A 22394-nucleotide genomic window follows, 5' to 3' on the forward strand; every position below is an offset into this window, starting at 1 on the left:
AGTATGGTTTCAAACCCCGGAGTACGGGGTATTTCAATAGCTTATAAGCGGCATTACCGGCAATTAATTTTAGCAACATTACAAGATCGTACGCCCCCATTAGTCAGTGTCTTTTCACATTCATTTAATCGTCTAAAAAAATGCAGAAAAGAACCGCTGCAATAAGTCAACTGTACAATTCTTGGAACCTCAGGCTAAAAATAAAACAGCTCTGATCTCAATGCCTACTCCTCTCAATCCACCTGTAATGCAAGCTAAAACTTAATCCGGGAAATTATAAGGTGATAATAATAAAATATATTACATATGAAATATAATTTTTCAAAGCAACATGATATGAGTAAAACTGCACTCAATTGCACAATACTTACAGTAAAAAAAGAGAAGGCCTGATATAATTAATAAATAGTACAAAAATTAGATAGTCAATACCTATAGATTCAAAAAAAACTAACATGTGTCCAGTCTGAAGTGTCAGTACCAGGTGATGATCTTTACGAATGATTCCTTTTCACCATATAGTATCCATACACCATCACAAGTAAAATGGCTAATCCTATAAGAGCAGGTAACAGGTAGTTTTTTTTCGGCTTGACAAAACTTAGGGTGTGGGGATCACCATGTAGAATAAAGGGAGCCCAATAATAAGGGTTTGAAGTGTTATTATCTGCATTTTCGAGGTATTGGAGCTTTGCCAGTTGGAGCGCTTTATCTTTTGAAACACCTCTAAAAAGCTGATCCATAAAATAGCTCATAACTTTCGATGTGGCATAGTCATTTGCTTTCCAAATGCTCATAGCCATAGCGTTACAACCGGAAGACTTAAAAGCCCTGCCCAAAGACATGACCCCTTCACCTCTTTCTAAATAACCATAACCGGTTTCACAAGCGCTTAAAACTACTATTTCAGCATCCAGATCCAAAAATTGCAGTTCTTTTAATGTCAGGAATCCATCTGCGCCAGGCAGCAGTTGCCTGGAAGGATTAAAATCGGCAAATACCAACCCGGAATGATTAAAATTTTGCTCGTCTACATAAGCGTGCATGCTCAAATGTAAAATGCCATTCTTTTCAGCCCTTGTAAGAAAATTCCTTTTGGTGGCGTCGGCTCCCATTAAAGCCTGACCATTAAAAAGATCTCTGGCATAAATCACTTCTTCGCCATTATAATTCAACTCACCGATATCACGTTCGGCAATCCATTTCAAAGAGTCTTTCTTTTTAGTCATCAAATCCTTACTGGACTTTACTGTATAAGCTGGCGCCACTCCAAAGTAATTTTTCGTCCTTTCCATAGACGTAAAATCAGACATAATACGTAGGGTAGCAGAATAATCGTAGTTAAACGAATGATCGAAAACCAGAAATGGCCAATGGCTAAAGCCTTCCTCCATGGGCATATTTTTAAGTAACAAGTCAAATGGCAGATAGCCAAGATGACCATCCGGAAAAACAGTCACATGTTCCTCTTCTTGTATTATTGGCTTCACAGGTGCTATCAAACAGTTGTATAGATAATACAAACTATGTGCGAGGGCCCTATCGGCCGTTCCATCCACCTTTCTCACTGCAGATAAAACGCTTTGAGTAGCATTTGCGATGCTATCCGCATCAGGAACGTGCATTAATTCAGCATGTTCTTTATCTGCAACTAAGAGATAAAAAGCACTTTCCCCACGGAAGCATGATAGTAAATTATCTTTATCGCTCATTAAAGTCCGGTAATCGTGCAAGGTGATCTCAGGGAAGTTTTTACTCAGTTTTACAAACTCAGGAAAAGAAGTCATTATGAAAGACTTTAGCGAATCCAATCTATCCTCGGTTTTTTTAAGATCGCTAAAAAACTGTGATATCCGGGCGCGGTCTGTAGTCTCCCGGATCTGCTGAGATAAACCAAGGTGGGTCTGCTTTATTTCATCTAATAAATCTATTAAACCGTCTGGTACATCCAGTTCATAAATGGCACGGTCACTTTGCAGGTTTTCACGTAAAAGCAAAGACTTGCCTTGTTCAATAAACTGAAATGCATACCCTGCCGTTATATCAGAACCGAGTATATCCTGCCCGATCAAACAGGTATTCAACGCTTTATCAACCAGTTTGCGATGTGTGTAGATATATTGCTGTCTGGCCAGGTTACCTACCCTGGTTTCCCGTTCACGTAAGGATAGCGCTATGCAAAGCCTAAAAGCATCCAGGCTGGCCGTTAAATAATGTTGCCGTCCGGTTGCTTCAAAATAAGACCTTAGGATAGTTGCTTTCACTTGTAAAGTGGCAATAGCCTCGGTAAGAAAGATCACATGATCTAACGCCGGATTATCTTCTACTTCCTCCCAGGTTTGCCCATCTGCAAGTGAAAACAGGTTATCCTGTACCTTTACCAGGGCTTGATCAAATTTTCCCTGTTTCGCAAAAACAGTAGCTATTTCGTTAGCTATATTATAGGAGCTATAATGCGTTTTGCCCGGGTTATTATCATGCAACTGCTGCGCCTGGTTAAAAAAATCCAGGGCAAGGTCTTCTTTCCCCAGCTTTAGATATTGTTTACCTCTTAAGGTCAGTATTCGATGTTGCAATCGACTTGATGTATCTTCGTAAGGTTCTATTTGGTCCAAATAAACCAATGCGCTGTCATACTTCTCATAATCCTGGTGAAGACTAATGAGCCCATAGTAAGTACTTAGAATGGTATTGATATAACTATCAGGTTTTGAAAATTCCTGTAACAAGGCAATGGCTTTATGATAAGCCTCCAATGATCGACGGTAGAAAAGCTCACTCCGGTTATCATAAGCTTTGTTATACCATGCCCCACCCAAATACGCCCAACCCAGAATTTGATAAAAGAGGGTGTCGTCATGGCCGAAGTATTCTGCTAAATTGGTCGGAAGTAAGGCCAGATATCTTTCGTAGTAAAACAATGCCTGATTAGGGTTATCCACAGAAAGGTAGGCGTTACCTAAATGACTGTGGTATATAGCGTAACCAATGCTATCTTCTACGTTTTGGGGTTCATTTTTTATCAGCAACTTATATAGTTGAATGGCCTCATGAAACTGAGTCATATCATACCTATGATGACCTTTAACCTCTACGTAATCATAAAAAACACTACTATCTGCATTCTGAGCAAAAAGGGGCACAGCACAATAGCTTAAAATACTATCTCCTTCAAAGATCCATTGCTCTACAGCAGGTGAATAAGTGCGGCCATACTCATTGCTTATTAATTCACTTAGGAGGTAGAGCCAAACATCAAACTGTTGATTTTTTTTCGCATCATCAAGATAGGGTCTTAAATAAACCTCAAACTCCATCTCCCGTTCAAAATCATAATTCTCTATAAGAGTTATGACCCTGTCTAAAGAAGTCTGATCGCTTTGGGAAAACAGTGAAAAAGAAAGCAAAAAAAGAAAAGAAAGTAAAACTCTCTGTTGTACCTTAAGTCGCATCCCACTAATATAAAATAACTTACCTTCTATATATACAATGGCCTGTACAGTTTATAAAACCATACAGGCCAAACATCTAACACTAGATTTGCTATTTTACCACTTTATTACTACTTCGTCCAATGGCATAGACAACATATCTTTCCCCTTCTCAGTATGTATCTCAACCAAAATCGTGACTGGCTGACCGGGAATGTACTCTCCGGTATATCCCCAATAAACTTTGGCCTGTTTGTTTTCAGGATCGTAGATGCTATCTTCTATTTTTCCAACCGGTATCTCATCTTTCCCTTGTACGATGATACCTTCAATATTCTCAGGCATTTCATTAGAAAATAGTACCATCTCAAATTGATCGAGATCGATCATATCCCGATCATTTCTACAATCACCACGAGGTCTGGGTGGACATATTGGCTTTCGTAGTTTGGGGCGTAGTAAAGACCTTGTTACTACAAGGAACAATTTTAGTTCAGCAAATTCCATATGCTCTTCCAGTATTTGTAATCTCTCCTCCACTCCGATATCAGGAACAAAACCTTTCTCTATGGCCCTGATTTCTTCTTTAATTGTCTCAATACTGTACATTTCGCCAAAAGGGTAAGGAGCCTCTTCCGATGTTTGGGACAATTCTTCTCCATTTAGATAGTCCGTCTTAAGCCTGTTTTTTTCAAAGATCTGATCTCCTTCCAGTTGACAGCCAAACAGGCCTAAGCCAATGGATAATAAGATCATCATGTTAAAGTGAGTGTTTTTCATTTTCAGTTGGTTTTAAAGGTTGATAAATGTTAATGGGTATGTTTCTTTCCTTATCCTCAGGGCCATTAATTAGTCAGTGAGGGCCTTGAAATTTGGTCATACCGCTGCTTTATGCCCTATGAAAATAAAATGTAAACACTCATCACCATTTTATTATCAGAGATTTAAAATGCCGCTTAGTTTTTTTTAACTTCGAGACAATGGAGCAATTTGTAGTATCAGCCAGAAAATACAGGCCTCAGGGTTTTGAAGAGGTAGTGGGTCAGGAACATATTACTACTACGCTTAAGAATGCCATTGACAATAATCAACTTGCGCAGGCACTCCTTTTTTGTGGCCCACGTGGTGTAGGTAAAACTACTTGTGCACGTATACTGGCCCGCATGATCAATGAGTTTGATGAGGAAAATGAAGCTAATACACTTAATATCTTCGAATTAGATGCGGCTTCAAATAATTCGGTGGATGACATCCGTAACCTGATTGACCAGGTAAGGTATCCACCGCAATACGGCAAGTATAAGGTCTATATCATTGATGAGGTACATATGCTTTCCAACGCAGCGTTTAATGCGTTCTTAAAAACGCTGGAGGAGCCACCGTCATATGCTATCTTCATCCTGGCTACTACTGAAAAACACAAAGTGATCCCCACCATATTGTCAAGGTGTCAGATCTTTGATTTCAACAGGATACAGGTATCGGATATTTCAGGTCACTTAAGAAGAATATCGGAACGTGAAAATATTTCCGCTGAAGATGAGGCGTTGCATTTAATAGCTCAAAAGGCAGACGGTGCCTTAAGAGATGCGTTATCAATATTTGATCTTATCGTAACATTTTCTTCAGATAGAAATGTCACTTATCAGTCTACCATTGATAATCTTCATATCCTGGATTATGAGTACTATTTTAAATTAACAGACTATTTGCTCGCTGAGAACCTAAGTCAAACACTACTTCTTTTTGATGAGATCTTAAAGCTTGGGTTTGATGGTCATAATTTTATCATAGGGTTAAGTGAACACCTTCGTAACCTCATGGTATGTAAGGATAATGCTACTGTACAGCTCATGGAGGTTCCTGATAACACCAAAGCCAGGTACATTGAGCAAGCTAATAATGCCTCATTATCTTTTGTTCTTTCATGTCTGAATATAGCCAGCCAGTGTGATCTCAGCTACAAATCCAGCAAAAATCAACGGCTCCATGTAGAGCTTGCACTGATGAAAATGGCACATATCAACGCTGCTGTCAATTTAGCCATTCATCAGGAGGATGGATTAAAAAAAAAAGTAATGTAGCGAGCGAGCCAGCTCCAAACGAACCGACAAAAAGTGAATCGGCCAGGCCTGTTTCAGCTCCTGCAAAAGAAAGTGTATCACCTGCTGAACAAGGCACGAAGCCAGACACACCTATTGCTCCATTAAAATCAACTGTACCTAAGTCAGTTAACCCTACAACTAAAACCAGGCCATCACACTTAAAATCAACACCTGGAATAGCTGACCTGAAAAATATCTCTTCTATGCAATTACCTGCAGAAGAGGACGAGAGCAAAAAGCAAACAGAAGAAACCTACGGTTCTGACCCTTTCACACTTGCAGACTTAAAAAAGCAATGGGACCACTTTGCTGAAGCCAGAAAAAAGGAAGGTAAAGATTCCGAATATGCCGTACTTAAGCAAGAGATCGAACTAATTGATAATCATAAAATAGTATTGAAGCTCACCAACGCTGTAAAACTCAACATACTGGATAGATTCCGGTCGGACCTGATCACCCATTTAAAAACTGCCTTAAACAATGGTGCTATAGAGTTAAGCGCTGAGCTGCATGAAGAAGAGTCTGTACGAACTCCTTACACTAACAAAGAAAAGTTTGAATATATGGCAGAAAAAAAGCCTATTCTTCATGAGTTGAAAAACAGGCTAGGATTAGATCCCGATTTTTAGCTATCGTTATTCCTTATAGTTTTTAAAATTGTAAACTACACCAAGATTCAACGCCTGGCTTAACTGAACTTCATCTACCTGATCAAAGTCGTACACCATGATCAGGCCTAAGCTTACATCCATAAAGTCGTTTACTTTAGCAGAAAGCAATAGATCCAAACGATGGTCTATCTTATCAAACTCCAATTCTTCATAGTTGGCAAATAGAATGTACTTCCATTTCAGGTTCAGGTTTTTGGCTATGTCCTTATTAAAATCCGCAACGAGCTGAAAAGCCAACCATTCTGTTCTGATATTATCGCCAAGATCCACACCAAAAGCACCTTTTAACGGATCCTCTGGTGACGGAGTATTGGCCAGGTTATCATTTGAAACAACGGTGATCCTCGGGGAGAACGGGGATAGCCTTAAGCTGAAATAGTCAACAGGTTTATATTCAAAACCCAGTGATGTGGTGATAAACGCAGGTGAAAACAGGCCTGAGATCAAGCTATCATACGTTTCACCATTAGGTCTTTCCTGGTCATAGGCAAAACCATCGGCAAACTGTGTGAGAAGTGATAGTGATGTGAACAGTGACCATTTCGCATTGAGCTTTCTTCCATATTTGGTATCTAAAAAAACTCTGTCGAGTGATTTCCTGCTACTTTGTCCATCATTCTTCAGCACACCATAAGCCAGGTCAATTTCATTGTCCCATGAATGGACGTCCCTGGTATAATTTGCTTTGTAGTTCAAAAATGTATTCACCCCTATGGAATTAACACCACCCCCTGTCCAGTTATCTGAAAAAGAGGCTTGATTAAAATTTATCCCGGCCCTAAAGGCCTTTTTCCAATAAGTGGTGTCAGGGGATTGAGCGTTCAGGTAATAAACGTTCAAAAGTACCAATAGCGACAAGAGTAAGTTTTTTTTCATGGTCCGGAATGGGTTAAGATGAGTTTTAATTTGCACAATTTTAATTGAACATCAACAGGTTAACGAGCATATTCTATGAATACACTCTTTTACTCGTTAATTCTTAGAGTAGGTACGATAAGCAGTAAAAACCTGTTAGAGGTTATTAACCTTCACTTCTTCCAGAGCAGTTTCAGTAAGTGGCTTCGTGATGAATTTTATCACATGATTATTATTCACAATCTTGTCAATGTCACGTTTGTTATCTGAACTGGACAGAATGATTACCTTACACTTGTCCTTAATAACATCACTGAATTTTTCAAACTCATACAGGAATACAAAGCCATCTACAATAGGCATATTAATATCCAGAAATATGAGATTTGGAAGATCGTCTATATTATCCTGGTTTTCCCTGAGATAATCCAGTGCGCTCTTCCCTGAATTCTTAACTTCGACCCGGTTGGCAAACTTCGTTATTTCAATGATACGTTTACTGATAAAGTTATCTGTATCATTATCATCTACGAGCATTACCAGTTCTATTGGCTTGGAGTCACTCAACGTTCAATTCTTTTTGTGAATAATATGTTGGCGTAAATTTGACTAAATATATCTCTTTTTAATCAAAAAAAGCAACTAGTTCAGAGTTGATTGCGAAGGTATAATTAAAAAAAACAAATCCATTCCACCAGAGACATATTTATTTGACTTTCATAGAGTTTTTGATCTTAATTTTCTCTCCTAACTTAATACTTAGTTCTTTTTTATCATTCCATTGTACAATATCCTGTATAGTAACACCATGATTTCGAGCTATACTGTATAGTGTATCTCCTTCAATTACTGTATACAGTATAAACTTTTCATCCTCCTCAAGGGTTTCTTTAGGTATGCTTTCAGCAGATGCTCCACTGCTTTGTTCCGGATATACCGTCAACTCTTGTCCAATGCTTAATTTGTCATTAATTTTCAGATTATTCCATTCCAAAATGTTCAATACACTAACACCATATATCTTTGAAATAGCATAGAAAGTTTCCCCTGCAACTACCACGTGTGTTCTGCGAACAACGTCCCGGGAAAGTTGTGATGTGCCCGTTTGGTCTTGTTGACCGGCGACCTCCTCGTCCAATGTACTGATAGATGAAGGCTCTTTTTCAGTCGTAACATATTCCTTGTGCTCCTCATTCAAAGAATCTGATGGTGACAAAGGAGGGGCATCTTGCAATTGTTCAAGTGAATCCAGTTTTTCAGGTAATGTTAATGGTTGTGTTACTCTTTCATCGATTTCCTGGTCTTTTGCCTCTTCTTCGGACGTAGTTACTTGTAAAACTTCTATTACCTCTTTATCAACTACCTGAACAGGAACCTCAGGCGCCGTTTCTACCTCCCTGTATTCAATAGGTACTTTTGCAGGTCTTATATAACGAAGCCATATCACACGACCAGGTTTAATGGCATCGTCTTTCATACGATTTTTAAGACGTAGTTTTTTAAGTTTGACAGCATATTTCTGAGCAATATCCCAAAGTGTCTCACCTGGCTGTACCACATGGTAATGTGTTTTACCTTTCGACTTTTTTGGTCTTAAGTAATAGGCCTGACCAGCTTTCACTTTGTCATCTATATCCAGATCATTGTATTTAAGGAATTTGGCAAGTTCCAGTCTGCCTTTTTTAGCTAATTGTGGGATCTTGTCTGTCGGACCAGCTATAATACCTCTAAGTCCATTAATAACTATAACACTCCCAAAATTAGCCTTTTCAGCGCCTTTGATCTTCGGGAATTCTGCCGGATCATCAAAGTTATAGGCTATTTCCGGGATGCTGCTTAAAGTAACAGTATTCTCGTTTCGATCATGATTAGAAGCCAGTAAAGCTGGTGAAGAGGCATCTGAAGGTACAATAACAACGTAGTTTTTGTCTGAGGGTATTTTACCTCTTTTCAGCCACTTATTGTATTCTTTTACTTCATCTGCGTCCACACGATAAATGGCTGCGATCCCGGACAATGTTTCATTCGCTTCCGCATGATGCTCTATCAACTTTAATTGTCCCTCTCCTTTTATTGCATCCTGGTAGGCAATCTTATGTGCAAGGTATTTCTTTACATACCAATAGGTTTTTTTATTGATCACCATCGATTTATCACCACGATATTTCTCAACACCGGCTTTTAAGGCTGCTCCTGCCCCCATCTGGTAAGCCTGAAGGGCCATTAACCAGTTATCAAAATAGGTGAAATTGTTTTTTTTCAAGTACTTGGCCGCCCCGTGAGAGGCCGATACTATATTCATACGTTCATCAACATGCCGGTCCACCCTCAGACCTACTTCCATGGCGGTAAAATCCTTGAACTGCCAGAAGCCTACCGCTTTCGAAGAAGAAACTGCATCTGACACCAGACCACTTTCCTGTAATACCAGGTATTTGAAATCATCCGGAAGTTTTTCCCGGGCAAATACTTTCTCGATAATAGGGAAATAACTCTTTGCTTTTTCTACCTGAATATTAAAATAGGTAGGGCTCCTGTGAAGCCGGTCTACATCTTTCTGGATCTCCGCCCTGGCGCCATCAGCAATACGCAATTTTAGATTGGCAAACTCCATTTTCGCAGGAACCCTGGGTACCTGGGCTCCGCAAAAAACAGGCAACAGCACCAATAGCGCTAAAAATCGTGACCTCATAAGTGATTTACAATTTTCTGGTTATCATCAATCCATCTCTGATTGGAAACAAAACGTTTTGAACACGGCTATCATTATGAACTTTTTTATTAAAATCATCAATACCTTGTGTGTCTTTATCTTTTTTTTCATCCAGTACTTTCCCACTCCAGAGTACATTATCGGCTATAATATATCCTCCCTTATTCATCTTTTCTATCACCAGATCAAAATAATTGGAATAATTGATCTTATCAGCATCAATGAAAACCAGGTCAAATGTGTAGTCCAGAGTGGGTATAATATCAAGTGCATTACCGATTTTATAAACTACTTTATTCAATATTCCAGCTTCTTCCAGGTGATGTCTAACTCTGTCTTCCAGCTCTTCGTTAACATCTATTGTCACCAATCTGCCTTCTGACTGCATACCTTCTGCCAGGCAGAGGGCTGAATACCCAGTATACGTACCTATTTCAAGAATATACTTCGGACGTATCATATGCGAGAGCATAGATAACACTCTTCCCTGCAAGTGGCCTGAAAGCATCCGTGGCATGATCACATTAGCATGGGTATCTCTGTTGATACCATGCAAGAGCCTTGATTCTGGCTCAGTATGTAGCTCAGCATAATTCTGGATGTCCTTATTGATAAATTCCATGGTTATCTTTGGTATTTTGATACTTCGTAGGTTTCTATTCAAATTTCAAATAGCGGGTCATCTTCCTCAATTAATTTTCCGGCAGGTAAATAAGCTGACTAAGCTGATCATCCACAAACATTTCCCTGGCAATATCCTGAAGTTCATTGGCCTTTATACTTTTTATCCTGTTGAAGATACTTTCAATCGTATCAATTCGTCCAAGGTCCAGCATACTTTTCCCCATCATAAGCATCAGGCTTGTATTATTTTCTTCTGCCATAGCAAGCTGCCCCATAATTTGCTCTTTTGCATTGTGGAGTTGCAATGTGCCCAATGGCTTATTTTTTAATAGCTGTAGTTCTTTTTTCACCAGGCGCATACTACGATTCAATTGCTTGGGTTCCGTCGCAAAAAATATAGCAAACAAACCGGTATCTATGTATGCCTGGTAAGATGCGTCCACAGAATACACAAAGCCGTGCTTTTCCCTCAATGCCAGGTTCAGCCTGGAGTTCATACCTGGCCCTCCCAAAATATTGGTAAGTACAAAAAAAGGTATTCTACGTTCATCTTCCAACGCATAGGCTTCACAGCCAATCGCACAGTGTGCCTGTGTCAAACTTCTGTTCACCTTTCTTTGTACTGCTTTATAACCGGTAAACAGACTCCTCTTCTGTCCGGCATTCATAGATGGCACGTCCTTTAAGTATTTCTCAGCGAGCCTGAGCACCTTCTTAAAAGGTAAATTACCTACCGAGCAAAAAACTATTCTTTCGGTATTAATATGTTCCTTAATAAATTGCTTAAAATCATCACGACGAAAAGATTGTACACTTTCAGAGGTCCCTAAAATATTCATCCCCAAAGCGTGGTCTCCAAACACCACGGTATCAAATTCATCCTGGATGGCATCGTCCGGCGCATCATAATACATGGCCATTTCTTCCAGAATGACATTACGCTCCCGTTCTATTTGCTTTTCAGGAAATATAGAGTCAAACGTAATGTCAGATAAAAGCTCAAACGCCTTTTCATAGTGTGAATCCAAAACGGAAGCATAAAAAGTGATTTTCTCTTTTGTAGTATAGGCATTTAACTCACCGCCTACCGAATCAATACGATTCAAAATATGAAAGGCTTTTCTCTTTGAGGTACCTTTAAAAGCCATATGCTCCCAAAAATGAGCTATCCCTTGATTCTCATGTGATTCATCCCTGCTACCAATATCCAACATAAATCCGCAGTGAGCTACCTTAGTATGCGTCACCTGCTTATGAATTACCCGTATCCCGTTCGGGAGTGTATGTATTTCGTATTCCTTCATCTCCTTTTCAAACAATGCGCAAACTTAACTATTTTTTGAGCTCTCTAAGCATAGTTACAGATGTGTGGAACTTATTTCTTATGCCTGTTTTGTATAGTCAAAACAGGCTAGAACCACTTCCACAAAAATTTGACCTTTCTAAACAAATCAGATAACCAGTTTCTTCTTATCATTAGTATATGATTATCGGCCATAAAACTCTCGACCTGTATGGTAAAATGCTTTTTGAAACGGTCATAATAAAACCACCTTTTCATAAGTCTAATCTTATGCCAACGGTTTATTTTAAAGAGGGAGAAAGATATAAGCAACAATTTGCTGAATACCATGATGAAGCCTGCACCATTATCCCGGAGTTTGGCACACACTTCGAACGTTTTTTAGAGCCGGTAGATTCCCAGGGAGACCTGCCTCAACCGAATGAAATACACCGGTTCTACTTTGATTCCCGTGAAGGGATGCAGGCTATGGTATCAGATGAAAGAATGCAGAAATTATTTCCTAAAATAGATGAATCGCTGGATAATCTGATCTTTATGATCGGTGAAGCAATCCAGTAATAGGAAAAGTATTTTAAACTGACTTAAAGGAAATTAAAAAGGCCGCTTTGAGCGGCCTTAAATTATAGTATCACTGAAATTGAATTTATTGAGCGGCTTTGTACCTTTTAGTCACTTCATCCCAGTTAATAACATTAAAAAAAGCTGCTATATAATCTGGTCTCTTATTCTGATAGTTAAGGTAATAAGCATGTTCCCATACGTCAAGTCCTAAAACGGGTGTTCCTTCACAACCAATTCCCGGCATAAGCGGGTTATCCTGGTTAGCGGAAGAGCATACTTCTACTTTGCTGTCAGCTTTTACACACAGCCATGCCCAACCTGACCCAAATCGAGTTGCAGCAGCTTTAGAAAAAGCATCCTTAAATCCATCAAACGATCCATAAGCAGCGTTAATAGCATCTGCCAGATCACCTGTAGGTTCGCCGCCGCCATCAGGCGACATCACTCTCCAGAAAAGATCATGATTGTAATAACCACCGCCATTATTTCTCACAGCAGCGTTATCGGTGTGACTTGCCAATAACTCTTCGATAGACTTTCCTTCCATAGGAGTATCTTTCACAGCGTTATTCAAATTATTGGTATATCCTGCATGGTGTTTACCATGGTGGATCTCCATAGTTCTTGCATCAATATGTGGTTCTAAAGCATCATGCGCATAAGGCAGATCGGGTAGTTCGAAAGCCATAGTTGATTTCGTTTTTTAATGGTTAAAATTAGAAGAAAGTAAATATAGCAAGCAATGGGTCGGTAAGAAAAGGAAAGAGACAGATTATATTGATGACGTCATCAGTTTTTCCTATGGTCGCGAAGCTTTTGAAAAAAATTCAACACCAATTGAGAAGACTCTTCCTGTAGTGGTCCGCGAACCACTTCGGTTTTAGGATGAACCATTTTCGGATTGATGGTTGTAAAGCCTCTCTTATCATCACTCGCAGCATAAACGAGTTTAGTAAGTTGCGACCAGTATAATGCTCCGGCACACATACCACATGGCTCCAATGTCACGTATAAGGTGCAGTCTGTAAGATATTTAGTTCCTAAATGATTCGTAGCAGCGGTTACTGCCAACATTTCAGCGTGTGCTGTAGGGTCACTCAGGCGTTCTGTTTGATTATAAGCACGTGCAATAATTTGATTATTGGCCACTATCACCGCACCAACAGGTATCTCATTCTCATCACGTGCCATTAGGGCCTGCTTAAAAGCCTCTTTCATAAAATGACCATCACTATGAACAGTTAAGCTCATCAAATATTCTTTTTTACTTTGATGGAAGACATGACCCGACTGGCTTTCCCCTGCCACTCTTCTTTAAAGCGACTGTGACAGTTGAAGCTGAATACAAGTGTTTTCCCGTTTACAATAAGGTACTGTATGTAATTATATCTGTGAATAGGCTCTTTTTTATCCAGTGAATAAGCCTCTCCATTGATCCTGGAATCAAATTCAAAAACGATGAACTTCCGACCATCAATCTCCACTACATCCTCCTTGATCATGTTCACCTTGTCGTAAAGATTGAAAATGCTGGCCTTAAAAAAATCTTTCGCAATAAATACATCACGTTCTCTCCATGCGGTAGCAGAAACATTTACACTAAAGTCCACCAATCTGGATTCATTCGTGTAAGCGCCTACCGGGCTTCGCACTGAAGGATAACGCTGGGCAATATCCTCGGGAGACATGGGGTAAAAGTTGTCTGGCAATGAAACCGTAATCGACTCATTTACCTTAGTCTTGACCAGCTTATTTTGAAAAGGTAGTACAAATAATACTATCGACGAGATCAGTATGGATTTAAACATAATTAAACATTGAACATAAAAATTACATTCTTACAAACCAGGATTCCAACGATTTTATTACGACCAACACACTGCTTTCTCAGGAATTAAATTTGCGAAAGCTGCATTATGTTATGCAACATAAAACAAACCCCTTAAATTTGCGCCTCAAAATTAGAAATAAGAATGCTACGAACACATACCTGCGGTGAATTAAGAGTAAATCATGTGAACACCGAAGTAACACTTTGCGGATGGGTACAACGAACACGTAATAAAGGAAGCGTTATATGGGTGGACCTCCGCGACAGATATGGCATTACACAGCTAATTTTTGAAGAGGGCAGCACCACTACGGAGCTCATGACTCAGGCAACAAAATTAGGACGTGAATTTGTAGTGAAGGCTTCAGGAACCGTGGTAGAACGATTAAGCAAGAATGATAAGATCGAGACAGGTGATATTGAAGTAAAGGTTAGTGCGCTTGAAGTTTTAAACAAATCAAATGTACCTCCCTTCACCATTGAAGATGATACTGACGGCGGTGACGAATTAAGAATGAAATACCGCTATCTTGATCTAAGGAGAGGACCTGTACGTAATAATTTACAATTGCGCCATAGAATGATGCAGGAAACCAGGAGCTACCTGGACGACCAGGGCTTCATGGAAGTCGAAACTCCTGTCCTGATCAAGTCCACTCCGGAGGGAGCAAGAGACTTTGTAGTTCCATCAAGAATGAATGAAGGAGAGTTTTATGCGCTTCCACAATCTCCTCAAACTTTTAAACAACTTTTGATGGTATCGGGCATGGATCGGTACTTTCAGATTGTTAAATGCTTCAGGGACGAAGACCTACGTGCTGACCGGCAACCTGAATTTACCCAGATAGACTGTGAACTTTCCTTCATAGATCGTGAGGATGTGCTGACTATCTTCGAAGGCATGATAAAACATCTGTTCATGTCGCTCAAAGGAATAGAAATAGGAGATATAGACCGTATGAGTTATGATGATGCTATGCGCCTCTACGGTTCTGACAAACCTGACACGCGTTTTGATATGCAATTTGTTGAATTAAACGGAGTGGCTCAGGGTAAGGGGTTCAATGTATTTGATGCTTCAGAAATAGTAGTGGGTATCTGTGCCAAGGGATGTAGTAATTATACCAGGAAGCAGTTAGACGCACTTACAGATTATGTAAAAAAACCTCAGGTAGGTGCCAAAGGCCTGGTATATGTAAAATGTAACGAAGATGGTTCTTTCAAGTCATCCGTAGATAAGTTCTACACACAGGAAGATCTGAAATCCTGGGCGGAAGAGATGAATGCCTCGGCAGGTGACCTTCTATTAGTATTAAGCGGAGATAAAGATCATACACGTAAGGCTATGAATGAATTACGCCTTCATATGGGTGATGCGCTCAACTTACGAAACAAAGACGAGTACAAAGCACTGTGGGTACTGGACTTTCCATTGCTGGAATGGGACGAAGAAACAACACGTTTTCATGCAATGCATCATCCCTTTACTTCACCCGTCCCCCAGGACCTCGATAAACTGGAAAGTGCCCCTGGAGAGGTAAAAGCTAATGCCTACGATATGGTAATAAACGGAGTAGAGGCCGGTGGTGGCTCCATACGTATCCATGACAGAACCATACAACAGCGGATGTTCAAACAATTGGGTTTCACCGATGAGGAGGCACAAGACCAATTCGGCTTTCTCATGGATGCCTTTGAATATGGTGCGCCACCACACGGGGGTATTGCCTTTGGGTTTGATCGATTATGTGCATTATTCGGAGGTTCTGATTCAATACGTGACTTTATTGCCTTCCCTAAGAACAACTCAGGTCGGGACGTAATGATTGACAGCCCTAGCCCGGTGGATAGGGTGCAACTGGATGAATTGGGTATTAGTCTAAAATAATGACTTAAATATTAGTATTAAGCGGGCTGTAAGTCTGGTTCCTTGTCCTTGCCAAACCTTTTAAGTGTTTTGTAGTGTGATACAAGTGCGCCATAGAAAGTTTTATTTTCATGATAAGGCACTCCATGTTCTGTGGCTACCTCTTCTACAATTTTGGAGATAGCAGGATAGTGTACATGACAAATATTAGCAAACAAGTGATGTTCTACCTGGAAGTTTAGTCCACCGCAAAGGAAACTGGCTAACCAGCTTTTACGTGCAAAATTAGCAGTAGTATGCATTTGATGAACCGCCCATGACTCTTCTACAAACCCTTTTTCATCTGGTTCAGGAAAATCTATTCCCTCTACGGTATGAGCTAACTGAAAAACGAGCCCCAAAACAAGCCCCTCGGCCAGGTGCATAAATATGAAACCGATGATGAACTGCCACCAGGTAATATCCATAACCAATAATGGAACTACTATGAAGAGTGTATAATATACAGTTTTAAAAAAGAACAGATTAAAATATTCACCTCTTGGATGATTGGTATTTTCAGTGTGACCTATTTTAGGACTGAAAAATTTTACATAATCCTTTCTGAATACCCAGGATAGCGAGGCAAGGCCGTATAGAAAAAAAGCATAAATATGCTGATATTTCATAATAGGTTTCATCTCTTCTAATTTTGACAACCTGACAAGACCAGGGGCTACATCCAGATCTTCATCATGTCCTGGGATATTGGTATACGTATGATGCACCATATTATGGGTAATTTTCCATACATAAGCATTAGCTCCTATCAGGTTAAAAACATAGCTTAAATACTTATTCACATAACCATTGGATGAATAACTACCGTGAATCGCATCATGGCAAACATTAAAACCTATAAAGGCCTGCACCATCCCAATGGCAATGGTTAAAGCAAAAGTTACCGGCAGGCTAAATCCTCCCCAAATGATCAATATGTAAAGAGCCACCAAAAGTCCTAAAAACAATACTGTTTTAAAGACCATTTCTCCATTTGCGTTTTTGCTGATATTTCGCGACTTGAAATATTCATCTACTCTTTTCTTTACTTCTACATAGAACCCCGGACGATTCTTTCCATTGAATTTTATTTTCATAGTCTGAATGTTATTCGATTAACGCGCTTTTTTTTAGTAAGCAAAGGGTTTATCCATCTGGTTGTCAAGCACAACAAACTCTCTATAACCAAAAAATAAGGACACTTACAGAAAAAGTTTAACAATAAAGGAGGATGTTTTGTACAAATATTGCCAAGATAAGCTGAACAAAGTTAAGGAGCGAAATAAATAGGTAATTTATTTGTGGACCTCTATGTCCAAAACTAAAACTCCCTCTTAGATAAAACCGTGATATTTAAGAGGGAATTCTAACAGATTCGGAAAACAAAGACTATTTCAATGAAGGCGGAAGTTTGATGTCTGAGGGTAATACTTCATCGGCAATTGGGTCTGAATATATCATTTTCATGGGCACCACACCGGCCCAAATATCAAGGTCATAATCTGGCTTGTCATCATTAGGCCCACCTGAACGAACCTTAGCCGATGCCTGTTCTATCTCCAACTCCAATACTTCTGTGGCCTTTAATTCCTTCTCATTCGGTAATCTCACTTCATCCCAACGTCCTTTTAAAACCTGTTCCGAAATAATAAAAAGGGCGTGTTCTTTGAGCTCTTGACTTACACTCTTGGCAGTACCGTAGACTATTGTTGAACGATAGTTGGCCGAATGATGAAAAGCTGAACGTGCCAGCACAATACCATCTACGTGAGTAACTGCCAGTGACATGGGCACCCCTTTCTCAAGATGACGAATCATTCTGCTGGAAGTGGCCCCATGAAGATATAATTTGTTACCCTCTCTGCCATAGAGTGTAGGAATAATAAAAGGTTGACCATCGAGCACAAAACTAACGTGGCAAACAAATGCGTCATCCAAAATTTTATACACGGTCTCCTGGTCATAATGACCGCGAGTAGGAACGCGTCTCACCTTGTTCCGCTTATCTATAGAATATTCACTCATAGTCTCATGGTTTATACATTCTTCCCCATCGACCTATTAATAAAATTATAACATCATAGGCCTGCGTAAATATAAACCCAAACCGGATCATCCAATGGTACCATTTTTAATTTATCATATAGTCCGGTTTGCATCGCAAAATGATTAAGTAAGCTATGTGTAAGGCTTACATTTGCTGAAGCCAACGCATCAAAAGCGTATCATGTAGGGTGTAGTTGCTGCCTGTTTGGATGATAAATTCCTTTTTGATCAATGTTTTTAACGCTGTACTCACCGAACTGGCAGCTCCCAGGGCATACTGCTGCAGGAAACTCTGCCCCAAGGGGTTTTCAACGGTTTCAGCTTTTGCCAGCGCGCCTAATAGTTTCCATTGAAAATGTGTAAACAATTGTTGGTAACTGGAAAACAACGGGACTTCCTGTTGAATAATTTCATGGAAAACCTCTCCTAACAGGCCATTATCCACGTGATCCGTTCTCCCATATAGTTTATTACAAACCAATTGTACATAATAGGTTTGCATCCGGGTCCAATCAAAAATTTTGTTGAAGTGTAAAGGGTCAATAGATTTTCCTGCTTTTTCAAAGTGTTCAGTGATAAAATTCAAGTAAACAGGTTGGGGTAATGTATCTAATGGAAGCAGTTGAGCACTACGATAAAAAGGTCGTGACTTTTCGCTGAACATGGATTGCATCATATGCCTATGACTACCACTGAATACAAACCGGACCATGGGGTAAGCCTGTACCCAGGTGCGAAAAGTAGCTTCGGCATGCTTCTCCGGATAATTGACAATTTGCTGAAATTCATCGATACAAATAATGACCGGTTTTTTTCTTTCTGATAAAAATTTACCGATAGCTTCCAAAGAACCGGGAACAGAATGAGGCCCCACCATACCAAAAGTGATTTGCGGTGTACCATTTAAAGGATCTATACCAAAAGTAGCCCCCACCGAACCTATAAGCTTCATAAGGGCGGTGCCTATACCTGTGTTCAGCGACCCAAAACGTTGTACAATTTCTGAAGCTATACGTTTATTAGCATCCGCCAGATCCGTAGTTCCGAGTAAGTCTACAAATACACCTTCAGCTTTTTTTACTTTTTCCAATTGATAAAAAAAATGCTTAATCAAAGCTGTTTTACCCGTTCTCCGCCAGGCATACAAAACCGTATTTCGTTCATTATTGAATTGTTCAATAAGCCAATCCAATTCTTTTTCCCGATCGCAGAAGTATTCAGGGCTGTGATATCCTGAAAGAACAAATGGGTTAGTAGGTTTTCTCATTACGCGAATAACATTACGTATTTTACGTAACGTAAGTTACACAGTAATGATTTACCGTCAAAACTCAGACCATCGATCTATTCTTTAATTACAAAATCCGGTGTATTTTTATTGACTAAAATTACACTCAATAGGGTCCGGTTATGTTTCCATGGAAATCTACTATACGAATTGAAAGCGATTCAAATCGTCCTAAATATTTACAGATCTCCGACCGTATGATCAGAGAAATTAGCATTGGAAGGCTCCAACCGGCACAGAAAATTCCAGGATCGCGTAAAATGGCTGAACTCCTGCAATTAAATCGTAAAACAATAATTCAGGCCTATGATGAGCTCACAGCTCAGGGTTGGTTAGAAATCCGATCTTCATCAGGCACATATATTGCGCATAACCTACCAATACGGAAATCGATTCCCCTCACAGCAACGCCTGTAATAACAGTACCCTACCCCACTGATCTGCCTGAGCAATACCCTTTCATTGAAAGCTATTCCGCACTGCCGGAGGGCGCCTTGCAAGTGGACGGGGGTTCACCGGATCACAGGATAGCTCCTATCGACTGGATATTTAAAGAGTGCAGATCCATTGCCAAAAGTCGCTCAGGGGGCAAACTACTCACCTACTCAGATGTGCGTGGTGATATGGTATTACGTAAAACTCTGGCGCATTACCTTTCTGAATCCAAGGGAATGAGCGTTTCTAAAGAAAACTTACTGATTACCCGTGGCAGTCAAATGGGTATTTTTCTTGCTATCAAAGGACTCATAGAACAAGGAGATACTGTAGTGGTAGGAAGTACAAGCTATGATGCGGCTGACTGGGCAATTCAATACCACGGCGGACAGCTACAACGTATAACGGTCGACGGGGAAGGATTAGACACCGAAGAGCTTGCGCTTCAGTGTGAAAAATCGAACGTAAAATTAGTATATGTCACACCACATCATCATTTTCCTACCACCGTCACTCTTTCCAATGCTCGAAGAATACACCTGTTGGAATTAGCCGTGAAATATAACTTTATCATACTGGAAGATGATTATGACTATGACTTTCACTACCATAGTAGCCCTCTTCTTCCTCTGGCAAGCTTAAACCACGGAGGGCGTGTGGTCTATATCGGGTCATTTAGTAAGATATTTGCTCCTAATATAAGAGTAGGTTACCTCGTGGGCACACCGGAAATGGTAGAAGGATTCAGTAAGATCCGTCGTATCATTGATCGACAAGGTGACCATATTATGGAACGTGTCATGTCAGAAGCTATCCATACCGGTGAGTTAAACCGGCATTTAAAAAAAAGCGTACAAATCTACCGCCAACGACGTGACCAACTCGCTTTTTTATTGTCTTCAGTACTTTCAAATACTGTTTCTTTTAAGATCCCTGAAGGAGGTATGGCCATTTGGACCACGTTTAAGAGTACTCCCCTCCACCAACTAAATCCATACATCAATCAATTAGGTGTATATCCTGATATTGACAAACTGTTTTCGAAGAAATATAACGCCCTGCGCATTGGGTTTGCCTCACTGAATGAAAATGAACTTACAAGAACCGTTGACGCGTTTTCAACGGCCCTAAAACAAATGAATACCTAATAATCTGTAAGAAAAACAGGCTGTTAGATTACACCGCCCTCATTTTAAGTTTTTTTCTTAGCTCTTCCACTGAAGATTTAAAACCGGCATTGGTATCCATCATATCGTTAACGGATTGTACTGCATGGATTACCGTACTATGATCACGTCCTCCAAAATGGTAACCTATGGCTTTTAACGAATGATTGGTGTACTCCTTGGAAAAATACATGGCCACCTGGCGGGCGATTACGATCTCCTTTTTCCTGATTTTGTCTTTTAACGAGCTCACTTCTACTTTAAAGTATTCAGACACTGTTTTCTGGATGTAATCTATACCCACCTCCGTTTCTATGTCTTGCACGATGTTCTTCAGTGTCTGCTTAGCTAGCTCAAGATCAATCTCCATTTTATTCAGCGAGGCATGTGCGATCAACGAGATCAAGACTCCTTCCAACTCTCTTACATTAGTGTCCACACTATACGCCAGGTATTCAATCACGTTATCAGGTATCAAAATACCATCTGATTGCATCTTCCGCTGGATAATAGCCACCCGCGTTTCATAATCCGGTTGTTGGAGGTCAGCAGTAAGTCCCCATTTAAAACGTGAAAGTAATCGCTCTTGCAACCCTTTCAAGTCACGGGGAGGGCAATCACTGGTCATTACGATCTGCTTGCCTGCCTGGTGCAGATGATTGAAAATATGGAAGAATATTTCCTGTGTCCGCTCTTTACCCGCCAAAAACTGAACATCATCAATGATGAGGATATCCACCTGCATGTAAAAATTCTGGAATTCCTGGATCTTGTTATTCTTCAACGCATCAATAAACTGGTTGGTAAACTTCTCTGAGGACACATATAATACAAACCGATCACCCAGCTTATTCTTGATCTCATTACCAATGGCCTGAACCAAATGCGTTTTGCCAAGGCCTACCCCACCATAAAGCATAAGTGGATTAAAAGAAGTAACTCCAGGCTTTTGCGCTACAGCATATCCCGCTGACCGGGCTAACCGGTTGCAATCCCCCTCTATGTAAGAGTCAAATGAATAGTTGGGATTCAACTGGGACTGTTGGTAGAGGGTATCTACTGATTTAAGTTCAAAGGGAGATTTATATTCTTCGCGTCGATGGGCTCCAAACCCGTTACCTGTGGCTTTGTTGGGCAAATTAACAGCCAATGGCTTAGACTTACTGTTTCCACGATCCACTATCACAGAATACTCCAGCCTGGCCTGAGGCCCTAACACCGAAGTGATCGCTTTTTTAAGGATGTGTATATAATGTTCTTCAAGCCATTCGTAAAAAAACTGGCTCGGCACCTGGATGGTCAACACATCTTCGTGACATTTGGTAGGAACAATCGGTTTGAACCATGTATTAAAACTTTGCTCTGCTATATTGTTTTTAATTACCCTGAGGCAATCATTCCATACAGATTCACAATCTTCAAGCATCAACCAAAATTAAAACCTAGTTAAAAGATT

Annotated in this window: 19 protein-coding genes; 5 read left to right on the forward strand and 14 right to left on the reverse strand. The window is 40.0% G+C overall.

Features of this window, described 5'->3' with window-relative positions:
• Positions 1-494: 494 nt before the first annotated feature.
• Both FNH22_RS09390 and FNH22_RS09395 read right to left on the reverse strand, forming a co-directional pair.
• Positions 495-3452: a CHAT domain-containing protein gene (locus FNH22_RS09390; protein ID WP_143398112.1), complete on the reverse strand. Its 2958-nt coding sequence runs from the start codon at positions 3450-3452 to the stop codon at positions 495-497.
• A 96-nt stretch (positions 3453-3548) separates the two neighbouring features.
• Complete coding sequence (locus tag FNH22_RS09395) at positions 3549-4211, reverse strand: hypothetical protein (RefSeq protein WP_143398113.1); 663 nt, start codon at positions 4209-4211, stop codon at positions 3549-3551.
• Positions 4212-4411: 200 nt separating this feature from the next.
• On the opposite strand from FNH22_RS09395, the gene dnaX reads away from it, so the two are divergent.
• A complete protein-coding gene (gene dnaX / locus FNH22_RS09400) occupies positions 4412-5515 on the forward strand; it encodes a DNA polymerase III subunit gamma/tau (protein WP_143398114.1) in 1104 nt (367 codons plus the stop codon).
• A gap of 224 nt (positions 5516-5739) precedes the next feature.
• Positions 5740-6165, forward strand: a complete 426-nt coding sequence (locus FNH22_RS09405) for a hypothetical protein (RefSeq protein ID WP_143398115.1) — start codon at positions 5740-5742, stop codon at positions 6163-6165.
• Positions 6166-6171: 6 nt separating this feature from the next.
• Here the strand turns inward: FNH22_RS09405 and FNH22_RS09410 are convergent, their stop codons facing one another.
• From FNH22_RS09410 to FNH22_RS09430, 5 genes are all read right to left on the reverse strand, one after another.
• On the reverse strand, positions 6172-7083 hold the full coding sequence (locus FNH22_RS09410) for a DUF3078 domain-containing protein (protein WP_143398116.1): 912 nt from the start codon (positions 7081-7083) through the stop codon (positions 6172-6174).
• Between the two features lie 135 nt (positions 7084-7218).
• On the reverse strand, positions 7219-7599 hold the full coding sequence (locus FNH22_RS09415) for a response regulator (RefSeq protein ID WP_143398350.1): 381 nt from the start codon (positions 7597-7599) through the stop codon (positions 7219-7221).
• A 169-nt stretch (positions 7600-7768) separates the two neighbouring features.
• Entirely contained in the window at positions 7769-9754 is a 1986-nt protein-coding gene (locus tag FNH22_RS09420; protein WP_143398117.1) for a LysM peptidoglycan-binding domain-containing protein, read from the reverse strand.
• A gap of 7 nt (positions 9755-9761) precedes the next feature.
• Positions 9762-10397, reverse strand: a complete 636-nt coding sequence (locus FNH22_RS09425) for an O-methyltransferase (RefSeq protein WP_143398118.1) — start codon at positions 10395-10397, stop codon at positions 9762-9764.
• Positions 10398-10467: 70 nt separating this feature from the next.
• On the reverse strand, positions 10468-11703 hold the full coding sequence (locus FNH22_RS09430) for a pitrilysin family protein (protein WP_143398119.1): 1236 nt from the start codon (positions 11701-11703) through the stop codon (positions 10468-10470).
• Between the two features lie 269 nt (positions 11704-11972).
• Between FNH22_RS09430 and FNH22_RS09435 the strand changes: the two genes are divergently transcribed.
• Positions 11973-12263 (forward strand): hypothetical protein, encoded by a 291-nt coding sequence (locus FNH22_RS09435; RefSeq protein WP_143398120.1) that lies wholly within the window; start codon positions 11973-11975, stop codon positions 12261-12263.
• 85 nt (positions 12264-12348) lie between these two features.
• On the opposite strand, the gene FNH22_RS09440 is transcribed toward FNH22_RS09435, so the two are convergent.
• The 3 genes from FNH22_RS09440 to FNH22_RS09450 form a co-directional block, all read right to left on the reverse strand.
• Positions 12349-12954 (reverse strand): superoxide dismutase, encoded by a 606-nt coding sequence (locus FNH22_RS09440; RefSeq protein WP_143398121.1) that lies wholly within the window; start codon positions 12952-12954, stop codon positions 12349-12351.
• Positions 12955-13055: 101 nt separating this feature from the next.
• Entirely contained in the window at positions 13056-13517 is a 462-nt protein-coding gene (locus FNH22_RS09445) for a nucleoside deaminase (protein ID WP_143398122.1), read from the reverse strand.
• A complete protein-coding gene (locus FNH22_RS09450) occupies positions 13517-14074 on the reverse strand; it encodes a hypothetical protein (RefSeq protein ID WP_143398123.1) in 558 nt (185 codons plus the stop codon). The genes FNH22_RS09445 and FNH22_RS09450 overlap by 1 nt, the downstream gene beginning before the upstream one ends.
• Before the next feature lie 165 nt (positions 14075-14239).
• Here FNH22_RS09450 and aspS point away from each other — a divergent pair, with 165 nt between their 5' ends.
• On the forward strand, positions 14240-15985 hold the full coding sequence (gene aspS, locus FNH22_RS09455; protein WP_143398124.1) for an aspartate--tRNA ligase: 1746 nt from the start codon (positions 14240-14242) through the stop codon (positions 15983-15985).
• A 17-nt stretch (positions 15986-16002) separates the two neighbouring features.
• Here aspS and FNH22_RS09460 read toward each other — a convergent pair whose 3' ends face one another.
• The 3 genes from FNH22_RS09460 to FNH22_RS09470 all read right to left on the reverse strand — a co-directional run bounded on the left by FNH22_RS09460 (position 16003) and on the right by FNH22_RS09470 (position 19316).
• Positions 16003-17100: an acyl-CoA desaturase gene (locus FNH22_RS09460; protein WP_143398125.1), complete on the reverse strand. Its 1098-nt coding sequence runs from the start codon at positions 17098-17100 to the stop codon at positions 16003-16005.
• A 292-nt stretch (positions 17101-17392) separates the two neighbouring features.
• The gene (locus FNH22_RS09465) at positions 17393-18028 is read right to left on the reverse strand and encodes a pyridoxamine 5'-phosphate oxidase family protein (RefSeq protein ID WP_143398126.1); all 636 of its coding nucleotides are present in this window, start codon (positions 18026-18028) and stop codon (positions 17393-17395) included.
• Positions 18029-18194: 166 nt separating this feature from the next.
• On the reverse strand, positions 18195-19316 hold the full coding sequence (locus FNH22_RS09470) for an ATP-binding protein (RefSeq protein WP_143398127.1): 1122 nt from the start codon (positions 19314-19316) through the stop codon (positions 18195-18197).
• A 143-nt stretch (positions 19317-19459) separates the two neighbouring features.
• Here FNH22_RS09470 and FNH22_RS09475 point away from each other — a divergent pair, with 143 nt between their 5' ends.
• On the forward strand, positions 19460-20920 hold the full coding sequence (locus FNH22_RS09475; RefSeq protein WP_143398128.1) for a PLP-dependent aminotransferase family protein: 1461 nt from the start codon (positions 19460-19462) through the stop codon (positions 20918-20920).
• A gap of 28 nt (positions 20921-20948) precedes the next feature.
• Here the strand turns inward: FNH22_RS09475 and dnaA are convergent, their stop codons facing one another.
• Entirely contained in the window at positions 20949-22364 is a 1416-nt protein-coding gene (gene dnaA, locus FNH22_RS09480; protein WP_143398129.1) for a chromosomal replication initiator protein DnaA, read from the reverse strand.
• Positions 22365-22394 lie beyond the last annotated feature (30 nt).

The sequence above is a fragment of the Fulvivirga sp. M361 genome (assembly GCF_007097395.1).
Lineage (GTDB): Bacteria > Bacteroidota > Bacteroidia > Cytophagales > Cyclobacteriaceae > Fulvivirga.

Excerpts from the sequence above, each read along its gene's own strand:
- FNH22_RS09390 (WP_143398112.1), bottom strand. The coding sequence starts at position 3,452 with ATGCGACTTAAGGTACAACAGAGAGTTTTACTTTCTTTTCTTTTTTTG.
- FNH22_RS09395 (WP_143398113.1), bottom strand. The coding sequence starts at position 4,211 with ATGAAAAACACTCACTTTAACATGATGATCTTATTATCCATTGGCTTA.
- dnaX (WP_143398114.1), top strand. The coding sequence starts at position 4,412 with ATGGAGCAATTTGTAGTATCAGCCAGAAAATACAGGCCTCAGGGTTTT.
- FNH22_RS09405 (WP_143398115.1), top strand. The coding sequence starts at position 5,740 with ATGCAATTACCTGCAGAAGAGGACGAGAGCAAAAAGCAAACAGAAGAA.
- FNH22_RS09410 (WP_143398116.1), bottom strand. The coding sequence starts at position 7,083 with ATGAAAAAAAACTTACTCTTGTCGCTATTGGTACTTTTGAACGTTTAT.
- FNH22_RS09415 (WP_143398350.1), bottom strand. The coding sequence starts at position 7,599 with ATGCTCGTAGATGATAATGATACAGATAACTTTATCAGTAAACGTATC.
- FNH22_RS09420 (WP_143398117.1), bottom strand. The coding sequence starts at position 9,754 with ATGAGGTCACGATTTTTAGCGCTATTGGTGCTGTTGCCTGTTTTTTGC.
- FNH22_RS09425 (WP_143398118.1), bottom strand. The coding sequence starts at position 10,397 with ATGGAATTTATCAATAAGGACATCCAGAATTATGCTGAGCTACATACT.
- FNH22_RS09430 (WP_143398119.1), bottom strand. The coding sequence starts at position 11,703 with ATGAAGGAATACGAAATACATACACTCCCGAACGGGATACGGGTAATT.
- FNH22_RS09435 (WP_143398120.1), top strand. The coding sequence starts at position 11,973 with ATGCCAACGGTTTATTTTAAAGAGGGAGAAAGATATAAGCAACAATTT.
- FNH22_RS09440 (WP_143398121.1), bottom strand. The coding sequence starts at position 12,954 with ATGGCTTTCGAACTACCCGATCTGCCTTATGCGCATGATGCTTTAGAA.
- FNH22_RS09445 (WP_143398122.1), bottom strand. The coding sequence starts at position 13,517 with ATGAGCTTAACTGTTCATAGTGATGGTCATTTTATGAAAGAGGCTTTT.
- FNH22_RS09450 (WP_143398123.1), bottom strand. The coding sequence starts at position 14,074 with ATGTTTAAATCCATACTGATCTCGTCGATAGTATTATTTGTACTACCT.
- aspS (WP_143398124.1), top strand. The coding sequence starts at position 14,240 with ATGCTACGAACACATACCTGCGGTGAATTAAGAGTAAATCATGTGAAC.
- FNH22_RS09460 (WP_143398125.1), bottom strand. The coding sequence starts at position 17,100 with ATGAAAATAAAATTCAATGGAAAGAATCGTCCGGGGTTCTATGTAGAA.
- FNH22_RS09465 (WP_143398126.1), bottom strand. The coding sequence starts at position 18,028 with ATGAGTGAATATTCTATAGATAAGCGGAACAAGGTGAGACGCGTTCCT.
- FNH22_RS09470 (WP_143398127.1), bottom strand. The coding sequence starts at position 19,316 with ATGAGAAAACCTACTAACCCATTTGTTCTTTCAGGATATCACAGCCCT.
- FNH22_RS09475 (WP_143398128.1), top strand. The coding sequence starts at position 19,460 with ATGTTTCCATGGAAATCTACTATACGAATTGAAAGCGATTCAAATCGT.
- dnaA (WP_143398129.1), bottom strand. The coding sequence starts at position 22,364 with ATGCTTGAAGATTGTGAATCTGTATGGAATGATTGCCTCAGGGTAATT.